The organism is Asanoa ishikariensis (assembly GCF_900107455.1).
GTDB classification, from domain to species: Bacteria; Actinomycetota; Actinomycetes; order Mycobacteriales; family Micromonosporaceae; genus Asanoa; species Asanoa ishikariensis.
In genome coordinates this window covers 70,285-83,664 of the sequence record NZ_FNQB01000007.1, presented here as the reverse complement: position 1 = coordinate 83,664, position 13,380 = coordinate 70,285, and the positions used below count along the sequence as shown (strand labels likewise).

Genomic DNA, 13,380 nt, shown 5'->3' with positions numbered 1-13,380 from the left:
TCAGCTCCCTCCCGCGCGACGCAGCCGCGACAGGTACTGGTTCGCGATCATCGAGACCAGGATCGCGAGGCCCTGGATGAGGAAGAACGGGTTCGCGCTGACGCCGACGAGGTTGAAGCCGTTCTGGAGCACGGCGAGCACGAACATGCCGAGCAGCGCGCCGATGACCGTGCCGGAGCCGCCGGCCAGCGCGGTGCCGCCGATCACCGCCGCCGCGATCGCAGTGAAGGTGATGCGGGTGCCGCCGCCGATGTTCGGGTCGATCGAGTTGATCCGGAAGGCCTCCATCAGGCCGGCGAACGCGCCGAGCGTACTCACGAGCATGAAGTTGCCGACCTTCACGCGGTTGACCCGGATGCCGGCCTCGGTGGCGCCGAGGATGTTGCCGCCGACCGAGATGGTGTGCAGACCCCAGCGGGTGCGGGTCAGCACGAGATGGAAGAACACCACCAGCAGCAGGCACCAGCTCAGCGAGGCCCAGTCGCCGGCACCGAGCCAGGTCTGCACGTCGCCTTTGGCCGAAGCAGGGACGGCCACCGGGTACGCCCGCGAGGTGGTCAGCAGGATGCCGTAGAGCAGGTAGAACATGCCCAGTGTGGTGACGAAGGAGGGCACCTTCAGCCGGGTCGTGATCAGCCCGTTCACCAGGCCGATGCCGGCCGCGATCAGCAGCGCCAGCACGATCGCCGGCACGGCCGGCACACCGTAGAAGTCGATCGCGTAGTGCATCAGGTAGGGCGCGAGCGCCGCGACCATCCCGACCGAGATGTCGATCTCCCCGCTGACCAGCAGGAACACGATGCCGACGGCGACGATCGCGGTCGGCGCGGTCGCCTGGGCGATGTTGCGCAGGTTGTCGGTGGTCAGGAACAGCGGCGTGGACGCCTGGAAGTAGACGACGAGCGCGATCGCGACCACCAGGACGCTCGCCTCGCGCCGGCGGATGAACCCGGTCCACGCCCGACGGGCCAGCGCGGGCCCGCGGGGCTTGTCGACGACAACGCTCATGGGTGCGCGATCGGGCCGGAGCGCTCCACCAGCTTCACCGCGGTGTCCGAACCCTCGTACCGCGTCTTGGTGCCCTGGTAGGGGTCGACGTTGTCCTTGGTGACGAACAGCAGCCCGGTGTTGGTCTGCGTCGGGAACAGCAGGCCGCCGGTCAGCTTGTGCAGGTAGAGGGCCAGGACCGGCAGGAAGCCTTGCAGGTACGGCTGTTGGTCGATGGTGTAGTCGAGGTCGCCGCTCTTGACCGCGGCCAGCGTCTCGGGGACCAGGTCGAACCCGCCGGCCACCTTGAGACCCTTGTCACGCAGCTTGTACTTGGCCACGGTCTGCCCGACGCTCTGGGTCGAGCCGGCGTCGACGGCGAGCAGCCCGGCCAGGTTCGGATGACCCTGCACGTACGCGTCGATGATGGACAGTCCCTGGGTCACGTCCGCGTTGGTGGCGATCGGGGTGAACGTGACGGGCTTGCCGGAGTCCTTGAACGCCGCCTGCGCGCCGTCGATCCGGGGCTGGATGTTGAGCTGGCCCGGCGTCGCGATGAACCCCGCGACCTCGCCGCCGTCGAGCTGGGTGAGAGCCCGCCGGCCGAGCTCGTAGCCCGACTCGTAGAGGCCCTGTCCGATGTAGGCGAGCCGGTTGGTGCCGGGGTCGTCCGGTGCGCCGTCGGCGTTGAAGGAGACGACCGGGATGCCGGCGTCGAGCGCCTGGTCCACCGGCGCCTTGAACGCGGCCTTGTCGACCACCGCGACCGCGAGGCCGTCGGCCTTGGCGCTGACCGCGGTGTTGGTGGCGTCGACCATCTCCGCCACGACGGAGTTGACCGAGCCGGTCCACTGGAACTGGACCCCCAGCAGCTTGCACGCGTCCTCGGCGCCGTACTGGGTCGGCGTGAAGAACGGGTTGGTCGTCACGTGACAGACGAAGACGAACTTCCAGGCGGGCGTACGCGGGAAGTTGCCGACCGCGCCCTCGGCGACCGCCGGATCGTCGGAGCAGCCGGCGAGCAGCGCGGAGGCGGCGAGGGACGCACTGGCCAGGCCCGTGCCGCGCAGCAGGCGGCGGCGGGTCAACGAGTTGAGCGGGAGCGTTTCGACGGCCTTCTCGACCGCTGGATGGACGTCACGCATCGCGGTAATCCTTCGGCAGACGGGATCGCACAGGGGTGGGTACGCGGTCGTCCGCCGCTTGGTGGGACAGAGGTTAGGCCCGGCCCGCCGGCCCCGTCAACGGGTCAAGACATCGAACATCTCAATATGAAAACGAATGAGTGCAATCGTATGCGGTGCGGAGTAGCGTGCCGGCTTACCGGATGCCTCACGGTGGTCGTCCGCCCTCGTTTCGGGCCGTCCGGGACCCCCTCGGCATGGAGGAGGCGTGTGATGGTGAAGCACTGGCGGCCCGTCGTGGCCGCTCTGGCGACAGTCGCGTTGGTCGGGGCCTGCGGCTCCGATCCGGAGCCGACCGAGGAACAAGCCGTCCAGCCCGCGACGACGTCGTGCGCGAGCAGCGGCGAGCTGACCATGTGGGAACGCTCGGGCGGCAACAAGCAGATGGTCGACCTGCTGGTCGAGGCCTGGAACACCAAGAACCCCGACTGCAAGGTCGCTCTTACCTACATTCCGCACACCGAGATGGTCGGCAAGATCGCGCAGGGCATCGCCTCCGGCGAGGTGCCCGACCTGATGGGCATGGACCTGATCTACGCGCCCCAGTTCGAGAAGGCGCAGCAGCTCGTCGACCTCACCGACCGCATCAAGAGCTGGCCCGAGATCGCGACCGCCAGCAAGGGCCACATGACCGTGGCAACCTACGAGGACAAGCTCTACGGCGTGCCGCTCTACGCGGACGTCTCGGCGCTGTTCTACAACAAGGACCTGTTCACCAAGGCCGGGCTGGATCCCGAGAAGCCACCGACGAGCCTGACGGAGCTCAAGGAGTACGCGGACAAGATCACCGCGCTCGGTGGCGACGTCAAGGGCTACTACCTGCCCGGCAACTGCGCCGGCTGCAACATCTTCACCGTCGGTCCGCTCATGTGGGCGTCCGGCGCGAAGATCGAGGCCACCGCTGAGGGCGACGAACCGCTGACCGGCGACGGCGTCAAGCAGGTGCTCCAGTTCGCCCGCGACATGGTCAAGGCGGGCAACGTGCACGAGGGTGACCGGGCGGAGAACGGCGAGACGTTCCACCTCCAGTTCGGCACCGGCAAGGTCGGCATGATGGGCACCGGCAACTTCAACATCACGCTGGCCCGCCAGCAGAACCCCAACATGAAGTTCGGCATCGGGCTGCTGCCCGGCGTCACGCCGAACTCGTCCGCGTCGTTCATCGGCGGCGACCTCGTCGTGGTGCCGCGCGGCAGCAAGCGCGTGGCCGACGCGGTCAACTTCATGAAGTTCCTGCTGTCCGACGAGGTGCAGGTCGAGGTCTACGCCAAGGCGCTGAACCTGACCACCCGCACCGACATGGTGGACAACAAGTACTTCCAGGCCGAGCCACTCGTGCAGGACGTGGCGAAGGCGCTCGACGTCGGCCGCACCCCGTACACGCTGACGTTCTTCGAGCAGATCAACTCGCCGCAGGGCCCGTGGCTGCAGATGCTCCAGAAGGCCTACTACACCGACGAGAGCCTCGACACGATCATCGCCGACGCGAAGAAGGCGATGAAGACCGTCGCCAGCCAGGGTTAGGCGACGTGCGTCGGGGACGGCGGAACGGCTGGGTCGGGCTGGCGTACCTCAGCCCGGCCCTGCTGTTCGTGCTCATCTTCACGGTCTATCCGCTGGTGCGGATGGCCTGGATGTCGCTGCACAACTGGTCGTTGCTCACTCCACCGAGGTGGGTCGGGTTCGACAACTACACGCGCGCGGCAGGCGACCGTCAGTTCTGGGTGTCGTTCGGGTTCACCTTGAAATACACCCTGATCATCACGCCGGTCCTGATCGTCGGCGGCTATCTGCTGGCGTTGCTGACCGCCCACAACTCGCCGGTGCGCCGGCTGACCCGCACGGTCGTGTTCACGCCCGTGGTCATCGGGCTCGGCGTCTCGAGCCTGCTCTGGTACTGGCTGTTCAGCACCGACTTCGGCTTCGTCAACAAGGTGCTGCTCGACCTGGGCGTGATCGGCGATCCCGTGGTCTGGCTGGGTGTCGACGCCGACCGGTCCAACCTCGCGATCATCGCCTCCGTGGTGTGGAAGGTGATCGGCTTCGGCATGGTGCTGTTCGTCGGCGCCATCCAGGCCATACCGAGCGACGTCACCGAGGCGAGCCTGGTCGACGGCGCGAGCTACCGCCAGCGGGTCACCCGGATCATCCTGCCGCTCACGCTGCGGACCGTCCTGCTGGTCACGCTGCTCAGCGTCATCGGCTCGCTGCTGGCGTTCGACCAGTTCTACATCATGACCGCGGGCCAGCCGCAGAACGAGACGGCCACCTCCGTGTTCTTCGTGTACCTCAACTCGTTCCCGTACCTGAAGCTCGGCTACGGTGCGGCGCTGTCGATGGTGCTGGCCCTGACCATCCTCGCGTTCACCGTCGTCCAGCTCCTGCTGACCCGGCGGAGTCACCCATGAGGCGGCGCGGTTACCTGGTCGGCGCGGTGTGCCTGGCACTGTGCGCGGTGATGCTGATGCCGCTGCTGGCCTCCGTGCTCGCCTCGCTCAAGCCGACGGCGGAGGCGGCCGCGTCGCCGCCGACCTACCTGCCGGGCGCGCTGAGCCTGGACAGCTACCAACGGCTCTGGGAATACCAGCAGGGCCTGCCCGTCTACCTGTTCAACAGCCTCGGCACCGCGATGCTGACGATCCTGTTCACGCTGCTGCTGACCGTGCCGGCCGCGTACGGGCTGGCCCGGTTCCCGGTGCCGGGCAAGGAACTGCTCTTCGTGGTGCTGCTGCTCGCGCTGATCGTCCCGTACCAGGCGCTGCTGACCCCGATGTTCCTGATGTTCGCCAAGCTCGGCCTGACCAACTCGCTGATCGGGCTGGCCGTCGTGCACACGGCGATCCAGCTTCCGTTCAGCCTCTACGTGCTGCGCAACAGCTTCGCGGCGGTGCCCCGGGAGCTGGAGGAGGCGGCCATCATGGACGGTGCGTCGTCCGTGCAGTCGTTGCGCCGGGTGTTCCTGCCGGCGACCGTCCCGGCCACGGTCACGGTCGCGCTCTTCGCCTTCATCATGAGCTGGAACGAGTTCCTGGGCGCGCTGGTGATGATGAGCAAGAGCTCCAAGTTCACGCTGCCGGTGGTGCTCGCGGCGGCCCGCACCGAGACCAGCCTCGGCGGCACGGACTGGGGCATGCTCCAGGCGGGCATCACCATCTCGATCATCCCGTGCGTCGGCGTCTACCTGTTGTTGCAGCGCTACTACGTGTCCGGCCTGATGAGCGGAGCAGTCAAATGAGTGAGGGCGTGGTGTGGCCGGCACGGTCTCGGCTGCGGCCGCTCGGTGGCGACCGGGTGACCATCCACGATGGATTCTGGGCCGACCGGCTGCGGACCAACCGGGAGCGGACCGTCCCGCACGGCTTCGCCCAGTTGCGGCGGGCCGGCACGCTCGACAACCTGCGGCTGGCCGCCGGCGCCACAGGCGACTACCGGGCGAGCGCCGACTCCGGCGGCGCGGTCCTGCCGTTCCTCGACTCCGACGTCTACAAGTGGCTGGAGGCGGTCGGCTGGGAGCTCGGCACCGCACCCGACGCCGCGCTGTGGGCCGCGGCGGACGAGGCGATCGAGGTCGTGGCCGCGGCCCAACGACCCGACGGCTACGTCAACAGCTTCGTGCAGGTGCTTCGCGACGGAGAGCCCTATCGCGACCTCGCCTGGGGTCACGAGCTCTACTGCGTCGGCCACCTCGTGCAGGCGGGCATCGCCTGGCACCGGGCGCTCGGCGACGACCGGCTGCTGCGGATCGCGGTCCGGGCGGTCGACCACGCCGGCGCCGCGCTCGGCGCCGGCGGCAAGGACGGGATCGACGGCCACCCCGGCATCGAGATGGCGCTGGTGGAGCTCGGCCGGGTGTGCGGCGAGCCGCGCTATCTGGCGTTGGCGGCGCGGATGCTCGACCTGCGCGGGCACGGCCTGCTCGGTGAGGGACGCTTCGGCCCGGCCTACTGGCAGGACCATGCGCCGGTGCGGGAGGCGCCCGAGGTCGCCGGGCACAGCGTCCGGCAGCTCTACCTCGACTGCGGCGCGGTCGACGTGGCCGCCGAGCAGGACGACGAGGACCTGCTGGCCGCCGTCCAACGCCGGTGGAACGACATGGTGCGCACCCGGCGCTATCTGACCGGGGCGCTCGGCAGCCGACACCGGGACGAGGCGTTCGGCGACCCCTACGAGCTTCCACCCGACCGGGCGTACGCGGAGACCTGCGCGGCCATCGCCAGCGTGATGCTGGCCTGGCGGCTGCTGCTGTCCACCGGCGAGCCGGGGTACGCCGACGACATCGAGCGGGCGATGTACAACGGCGTGCTCTCCGGGCTGTCCCGGTCCGGCACGGAGTTCTTCTACGTCAACCCGCTGCACCGCCGCACCCGCCGCACGTACGAGTCGGACGGGCACGGCCGGCGCCGGCCGTGGCAGGCGTGTGCGTGCTGCCCGCCCAACCTGATGCGGCTGCTCAGCTCCTGGCGGCAGTACCTCGCGACCGGCGACGAGACGGGCATCCAGCTCCACCAGTACGCCACCGCGGCGATCCGCACTGACGAGGTCGAGCTGTCGGTCCGCACCGGCTATCCGTGGGACGGGCGGATCGACGTCGAGGTCGTGCGGTCGGCGGCCGAGCCGTGGACGCTGTCGTTGCGGGTGCCGGGCTGGTGTCGCGACGCGCGGCTGTCGGTCGCGGGGGAGGAGCCCGCCCAGGTCGCCACCGGCTACGTGCACCGCACGCGCGCCTGGCAGCCCGGCGACCAGGTCACCCTCGACCTCGCGCTGGCGGTCCGCCGCACCGAACCGGATCCGCGGGTCGACGCCGTACGCGGCTGCGTGGCCTTCGAACGCGGCCCGATCGTCTACTGTGTCGAGTCGGTCGACCTGCCGGCGGGCTTCGACGTCGAAGACGTCCGCTGGGACCCGGACCGGGAGGCGGTCGCGGTGCCGCGGCCGGACCTGGGTGACGAGGTGGTCGGCATCGACGTCCCGGTCGAGCCGGCCCGCACCGCCCCGCTCGTCCCCTACTACTCGTGGGCGAACCGGGGAGCCATCGGCATGCGGGTGTGGCTGCCCCGCTAGCGCCGTCGGGCCGGCTTGGCCGTCGACTCCCGGACGATCAGCTCCGGGGTGAAGATCTCGAGGTCGGGTCGCCGGGCGCCGTCCTGGTCACGGGCCAGTGCGACGGCCCGGTTGATCGCGTGACTGACGATCTTCGCGGTGGGCATCCGGGACGTGGTCAGGGCCGGCACGGTGTGGCTCGAGATCTGGATGTCGTCGAAGCCAACGACCGAGAGCCGGTCGGGCACGGTTGCGCCGAGGCTGTGCGCCGCGTGCAGGACGCCGACCGCGATCAGGTCCGTCGAGGTGGCCACCGCGGTGGGTGGCTGGGGCAGCGCCATCAGCCGGCGCAACGCGGCGTCGCCGCCGGCCATCGTGTTGGGGCAGCGCTCCAGGTAGCCGTCCGGAACGCCGCCGAGTCGCTCGCCCATGAAGTCGACGTAGGCCCGCTCCCGGACCCAGAACTCGCCCGGAAGCTCCGCGCTGAGGAAGGCGATCCGCCGGTGCCCGAGGGCGGTCAGGTGCTCGAGCCCGGCCTGGATGCCGGCCCGGTCGTCGGTGTCCGCGCTGGGAAAGTCCAGCGGGCTGGTGCCCTGCCAGAGCGCCACCACCGGGACGCGCGAGCTGCGCAGGTCGTCGAGCAGTTGCGGATGCACGCGTACGTCGCCGAGCAGGATGATCGCGTCGGTGTGCCGGGTCTCCAGCACGGACGTCAGCGGGATGGCCTCCTCGAGGCCGGGGTGCACGTGGCCGAGCACGACGTTGTAGCCGTGCGCCATCGACTCCTTGACCAGCGCCTCGATCGCCTCGGCGAAGAACGGGTCGCTGAAGTCGCGGACGACCACGCCGATCAGGTTGGTCGAGGCGCCGCGCAGCCCCCGGGCGAGCGGGTTGGGGCGGTAGCCGAGTTGCCGGGAGGCCGCGATGACGCGTTCGCGCGTGGCGGCCGCGATCGGCACCCGGGTCTCGACGCCGCTGAGCACCCGCGACACCGTGCTCTGCGAGACCGCGGCCGCGTCCGCGATGTCCTGCATCGTCGGGACGGCCCGGCGCTGGTTGGCGGCGGCGGGCGGCGCGCTGGGGCTCTCGGCCGGCGGGCGGCGCCGGCGCTGCGCGGGGGACATGCGTGAAACATACCCCGTTCGATGCGGCCATACGATTGCATGCGTTGCGCGCAAGGGGCCGCGCGGACCGTGCGGTGCGGGTCAGGCCGCAGCGGGCGTCCGGCCGAAGCGGAAGGTCACGTCCGGCATGCGGCGCAGGCTGCGGATGCCCCAGGCCGCACAGATGCCGACGAACAGGATCGTGAGTGCGGTGCTGAACACGCCGCGCGACAGGATGGCGAAGTCGACGCCCATGTGCAGGAAGCCGATGCTCATCCCGGCGTCGATCAACCGGCCGAGGCCCCACAGCGCGGCCGTCTGGGCGAAGACCCGGTTGAGTCCGGAGTGGTGGTGCAACTGGGCCGGCAGCGCGACGAAGTCACGGGCCAGGCGTTGGGTGATGGGCCGGCCGAGCAGGGCGCTGCCCAGGAACAGGGCCGCCATGAACAGCGAGCCGATCACCGGCTGCACGAAGTAGACCAGGGCGCTGGACAACGCGAGCGCGACGCTCGCCCGGGCACACAGCGAGCCGGCACAGACCAGCAGCGTGCCGGGCAGGTGGCGGCCGGAGATCCAGCGGATCGCGACCGTCAGCGTGCACCAGCCCAGGACCGACAGCAGCGCCGGCAGCAGGCCGGCGGTGTGCAGCAGGATGTAGAGCAGGCCGGTAGGCACCAGAACTGTTTCGGCGAACAGCCGCGCCGCACGCATCAGAGCCGGCTTGATGGCGCCGACCTCTATGACGTGCGGGGCTGCGTCTTCCTTACAGAGAGTCATAGTTCCCGCTGGGATCGGGGGCAGGAGCCTCACCGTAACCCAGGTTCCTGAGGCTGGCGAGAGGGCAAGTCGCATCTTGACGCGGCCCTGACCAGGCACGGGACGGTCTCGGCCCGTCTGGGCGTTTCAGCACGCACAGTAAACCCTCAGACGGAGCGGACCCGCCACCGACACTCTCGGTAGTGGGTCCGCGACACGTTGTCGATCAGGCGCAGGCGGTCTTGATTTTGGTGGTGATCCCCGTCAGCGTCGTCGGCACCTGGCCCAACGGCGTCTGGTCGTCGGGGCTGTTCAGCTTCGTCATCGTCGCGGCGCCGTCGGTCAGCGCGGCCTTGACGGGCGCCTCGACGTCCGTGGCGGCCAGCGTGGTCAGCTTCTCGGTCCACTTCGTGAACTCGCCACGAATTTGCGTCTCGACCTCGGTGACCTTGGCATCCATGGCCGCGTCGTCGACGTTCTCGCCGTCGCCGGCCAACGCCTTCAGCTCGTCGGTCTTGGTGGTGAACAGCGTCGCGGCAGCCTCACCCATCGCGACGGCCTCCTCACAGGCGGCCTTGGTGGCGTCGGAGCCACCAGCGGTCGCGCTCGGAGCCGCCGCGGACGACGACGGCGCCGCCGCGTCGGCCTTTCCGTCGTCGGATCCGCACGCGGCGGCACCCAGGACAACCAGACCCAACATCATCGCGCCAACAAGGCGTCGCATTACCGCTCCCAGATATTGATGATCAAAATCGGGGAATGCTAACGCGTGGCGAGTGCGTCCTCCTCGGCCGCCCATCGACGCCGCAGGGCGGTCAGGTCGGTACGGTAGCGCTCGGCGTTGGCGAGCTTGACGTCCTCGTAGCCGCGCACCTGATCGGGCAGTTCGGCGATCTCCACGGCCAGGGCGTGGCGGCCAGGCGTGAGCCCGGCGACCAGATCCGCGACGACCTCTTCGTACTCGGCCAGCAGCGCCCGCTCCAGTCGGCGGACCCGGGCGTAGCCGAACAGGTCGAGCGGTGTGCCGCGCACCGGCCGCAACGCGCGCAGGGCGACGAACGCCGGCCGGAACCAGCGACCCAGGGCCAGCTTGCGGCGCAGGCCGAGCGCTCGGAACACCGGGGGATGCAGCCGGTACGCGTACCGCGCGCCCGGGCCGAACTCGGCCGCGACCGCCTCGTCGAGGGCGGGGTCGAGGCTGAGGCGGGCCACCTCGTACTCGTCCTTGTACGCCATCAGCCGGTGTAGCTGCCTGGCCACGGCCCGGGTCAGCGCACCGTCGGTGCCCAGGGCGGTCTCGCGGTCGCGTACCCGGGCGACCAGGTCGACGTACCGCCGCGCGTACCCGGCGTTCTGGTACGCGATGAGCTCCGCCACCCGGATCCGCAGCAGCCGCCCGAGCTCAGGGTCGGAGGTCGTGTCGACGCGGGCGACCAGGGCGTCCGCGGCGGGATCCGGCGCGGGTGCCGGCCGCGGCGAAGGTGCCACGGCGGCGCGCACCGCGTCCGGGTCGGCGACGACCGCGCGTCCCCAGCCGAACGCCGCCAGCGACGGTCCCGGGTTGCGGGTGTTCTCCTGGATGGCCCGTTCCAGCGACGCCCGGGACACCGGCAACAGGCCGCGCTGCCAGGCGGCGCCCAGCACGATCAGGTTCGCCGGCATGCCGTCGCCGAAGAGCCGCTCGGCCAGCGACTCGGCGTCGAGGTAGACGTTGCGGTCCCGGTCGGTGCGCGCTTCGATGGCGCCGACCAGGGCGTCGAGCTCGGGGAACCGCTGCGCCGGCGAGATGACCATGGCGCCGGTCGGCACGGCGCTGGTCGAGACGACGGCGACCGTGCGCTCCGCGGAGAGCACGGCCAGGTTGTCGGGTGCGGTCGCGCCGAGCAGGTCGAGCGCGAGGTAGACGTCCGCGCCGTCGCGCCCGGCCCGGTTGGAGCGCGGGCGGTCGTCCGCGTGGATCCGCACGTCGGAGACCACCGGGCCGCCCTTCTGGGCCAGGCCGGTCTGGTCGAGGCCGCGGACGTGCCGGCCGTCGAGGTGCGCCGCCGCGCTGAGCAGCCGGGCCGCCGTGACCACGCCGGTGCCGCCGATGCCGACGAACCGGATCGTCGCGTCCGTACGCGGTGGCTCGCCGGGGTCAGCGACGGAAGGGGGCGCGACCGGCGTTCGGGCGACCGGCGCCGCGACCGTCACGTCGAGGAAGGCCGGGCAGTCGCCGTGCACGCACGAGTAGTCGGTGTTGCACGAGGACTGGTGGATCTGCGTCTTGCGACCGAACTCCGTGTCCACCGGCCGCACCGACAGGCACTGCGACTTGTGCCCGCAGTCGCCGCAGCCCTCGCACACCCGCTCATTGATCATGATGCGCCGGGTCGGCGCCGGCAGGTCGCCGCGCCCGCGCAGCCGCCGCTTCTCCGCCGCGCACTGCTGGTCGTGCACCAGCACGGTGACGCCCGGCGTCGCGGCGAGCTCCTCCTGGGCACGCATCAGGTCGGTGCGGTCGCGCACCTCGGCGATGCCGGCCAGCCGTACACCCCGGTAGCGCTTGGGCTCGTCGGTGGTGACGATCACCCGGCGGACGCCCTCGGCCGCCAGCCACCGGGTCAGGTCCGGCACCGACAGCGCCGGCCGCACCTCCTGGCCGCCGGTCATCGCGACCGCCGAGTTGTAGAGCAGCTTGTAGGTGATGTTGGTGCCGGCCGCCACCGACGCCCGCACGGCCAGCGAGCCGGAATGGTGGAACGTGCCGTCGCCCATGTTCTGGAAGATGTGCTCGGCGTCGACGAACGGCGCCTGCCCGATCCACTGGGCGCCCTCGCCGCCCATCTGGGTCGCGCTCACCACCTGGTCGCGCCGCTCCGGGTGCAACAGCACCATGGTGTGGCAGCCGATGCCGGCACCGACCAGGGCGCCCTCCGGCGCGGCGGTGGACAGGTTGTGCGGGCAGCCCGAGCAGTAGAAGGGCGAGCGGGTCGCCAGCAACGGCAGTGCGGTCCGGGCTGCCTTAGGGCGCACCGGGGCCGCGTCCGGGAGCAGGCCGAGCCGTCGCAGCCTTGCCGCGACGGCCGCAGCGATCGTGTCGCTGTCGAGCCCGCCGCCGGTCGGCAGCAGCGGAGCGCCGTTCTCGGCACGCTTCCCGCGTACGACGGGGCGCTGTTCGAGGTCGTACAACAGGTCCCTGATCCCGGTCTCGACGAACGGGCCCTTCTCCTCGACGACCAGGATCTCCTCGAGCCCTTCCGCGAACCCGCGGATCGCGTCCGGCTCCAGCGGCCACACGACGTCGAGCTTGAGCAGGCGGATGCCGCGCTCGTCGTCGGCCAGCCCGAGCCGGCGCAGCGCGTCGCGGAGCTCCAGGTAGGCCGAACCCGACGCGACCAGGCCGATCCGGTCCTCGGGGGAGCTGTGCACGACCCGGTTGAGGCCGTTGTCCCGCAGGTAGGCCAGCAGCAGCGCCATTCGTGGCCCCTGCAACGTCGCCTCCTTGTCCAGGGACGCCTGGCCGAGCAACTCGGCGCTGGGCCGGTGCACGTACGGCCGGCCCTCGTGGAGCACCGTCGGCGCGATCGGCTTGACCCGGTCGGGACCCGCGATCACCGACTCGACCGCGTCGGCCACCTGGGTCGTGACCTTCAGCGCGGTCCAGAGCCCACTGGCCCGGGACGCGGCGATCGCGTGGCGGCCGAGGTCGAGGACCTCCTGCACGTCGGACGGCTGGAAGACGGGCATGCCCAGCGCGGCGAGCAGGGTCTCGCTCGCGGACGGCAGCGTCGACGACTTGCTGGTCGGGTCGTCGCCGCACAGGGCGAGCAGGCCGCCCAACGGGTGCGCGCCGGTGAAGTTGCCGTGCCGCAGCGCGTCCGCGGCACGGTCGACGCCGGGCGCCTTGCCGTACCAGACGCCGAGCACGCCCTGCCGGCGAGGATTGCGCAGCAGCGGCGCGAGCTGACTGCCCCAGACGGCCGTCGCGCCGAGCTCCTCGTTCTGCGCGGGCTCGTGCACCACGTGGAGGTCGGTCCACCCTGTGCGGGCGCGGGCGAGCTCCTGATCGAAGCCACCCAGCGGCGAACCTGGATAGCCGGACACCAGCGCGGCCGTGTCGAGTGCGGCGGCGGCGTCCGCGTGGAGCTGGTCGGCGACCAACCGGACCATGGCCTGGGTGCCGCTGAGAATCTCGGCAACCGGTGGATCGGATTTCACGTCACCATTCCTAGCCCATACCCGAGCGCGATGCTATTTGAGTAAACGTTAACTACGGAGAGATGAAGACAAATCAATTAGTGTTCCGCCCCGCGGAATTCTACGGGAAT

Annotated in this window: 10 protein-coding genes; 4 read left to right on the top strand and 6 right to left on the bottom strand. The window is 70.5% G+C overall.

The annotated features are described in order from the left end of the window. Together BLV39_RS41330 and BLV39_RS41325 are read right to left on the bottom strand one after the other, a co-directional pair. Complete coding sequence (locus BLV39_RS41330; protein WP_090804839.1) at nucleotides 1–1,008, bottom strand: ABC transporter permease; 1,008 nt, start codon at nucleotides 1,006–1,008, stop codon at nucleotides 1–3. After that, nucleotides 1,005–2,132, bottom strand: a complete 1,128-nt coding sequence (locus BLV39_RS41325; protein ID WP_090804838.1) for a sugar ABC transporter substrate-binding protein — start codon at nucleotides 2,130–2,132, stop codon at nucleotides 1,005–1,007. The genes BLV39_RS41330 and BLV39_RS41325 overlap by 4 nt, the downstream gene beginning before the upstream one ends. A gap of 252 nt (nucleotides 2,133–2,384) precedes the next feature. On the opposite strand from BLV39_RS41325, the gene BLV39_RS41320 reads away from it, so the two are divergent. Genes BLV39_RS41320 through BLV39_RS41305 form a run of 4 tightly spaced genes read left to right on the top strand, consistent with a single transcriptional unit; the run spans nucleotide 2,385 to nucleotide 7,232 of the window. Then, a complete protein-coding gene (locus BLV39_RS41320; protein ID WP_090804835.1) occupies nucleotides 2,385–3,695 on the top strand; it encodes an ABC transporter substrate-binding protein in 1,311 nt (436 codons plus the stop codon). Nucleotides 3,696–3,700: 5 nt separating this feature from the next. Beyond that, the gene (locus BLV39_RS41315; protein ID WP_090804833.1) at nucleotides 3,701–4,579 is read left to right on the top strand and encodes a carbohydrate ABC transporter permease; all 879 of its coding nucleotides are present in this window, start codon (nucleotides 3,701–3,703) and stop codon (nucleotides 4,577–4,579) included. Continuing rightward, on the top strand, nucleotides 4,576–5,406 hold the full coding sequence (locus tag BLV39_RS41310) for a carbohydrate ABC transporter permease (RefSeq protein ID WP_090804831.1): 831 nt from the start codon (nucleotides 4,576–4,578) through the stop codon (nucleotides 5,404–5,406). Before BLV39_RS41315 ends, BLV39_RS41310 begins: the two co-directional genes overlap by 4 nt. Continuing rightward, nucleotides 5,403–7,232, top strand: a complete 1,830-nt coding sequence (locus BLV39_RS41305) for a glycoside hydrolase family 127 protein (protein WP_090804829.1) — start codon at nucleotides 5,403–5,405, stop codon at nucleotides 7,230–7,232. Before BLV39_RS41310 ends, BLV39_RS41305 begins: the two co-directional genes overlap by 4 nt. Here the strand turns inward: BLV39_RS41305 and BLV39_RS41300 are convergent. From BLV39_RS41300 to BLV39_RS41285, 4 genes are all read right to left on the bottom strand, one after another. Beyond that, on the bottom strand, nucleotides 7,229–8,335 hold the full coding sequence (locus tag BLV39_RS41300) for a LacI family DNA-binding transcriptional regulator (RefSeq protein ID WP_090804827.1): 1,107 nt from the start codon (nucleotides 8,333–8,335) through the stop codon (nucleotides 7,229–7,231). The two genes, BLV39_RS41305 and BLV39_RS41300, sit on opposite strands and share 4 nt — an antisense overlap. An 81-nt stretch (nucleotides 8,336–8,416) precedes the next feature. Beyond that, nucleotides 8,417–9,091 (bottom strand): DUF3159 domain-containing protein, encoded by a 675-nt coding sequence (locus BLV39_RS41295; protein ID WP_090804825.1) that lies wholly within the window; start codon nucleotides 9,089–9,091, stop codon nucleotides 8,417–8,419. Nucleotides 9,092–9,296: 205 nt separating this feature from the next. After that, nucleotides 9,297–9,794 (bottom strand): hypothetical protein, encoded by a 498-nt coding sequence (locus BLV39_RS41290; RefSeq protein WP_143050131.1) that lies wholly within the window; start codon nucleotides 9,792–9,794, stop codon nucleotides 9,297–9,299. A 38-nt stretch (nucleotides 9,795–9,832) separates the two neighbouring features. Next, the gene (locus tag BLV39_RS41285) at nucleotides 9,833–13,270 is read right to left on the bottom strand and encodes an indolepyruvate ferredoxin oxidoreductase family protein (RefSeq protein WP_204083040.1); all 3,438 of its coding nucleotides are present in this window, start codon (nucleotides 13,268–13,270) and stop codon (nucleotides 9,833–9,835) included. Nucleotides 13,271–13,380 lie beyond the last annotated feature (110 nt).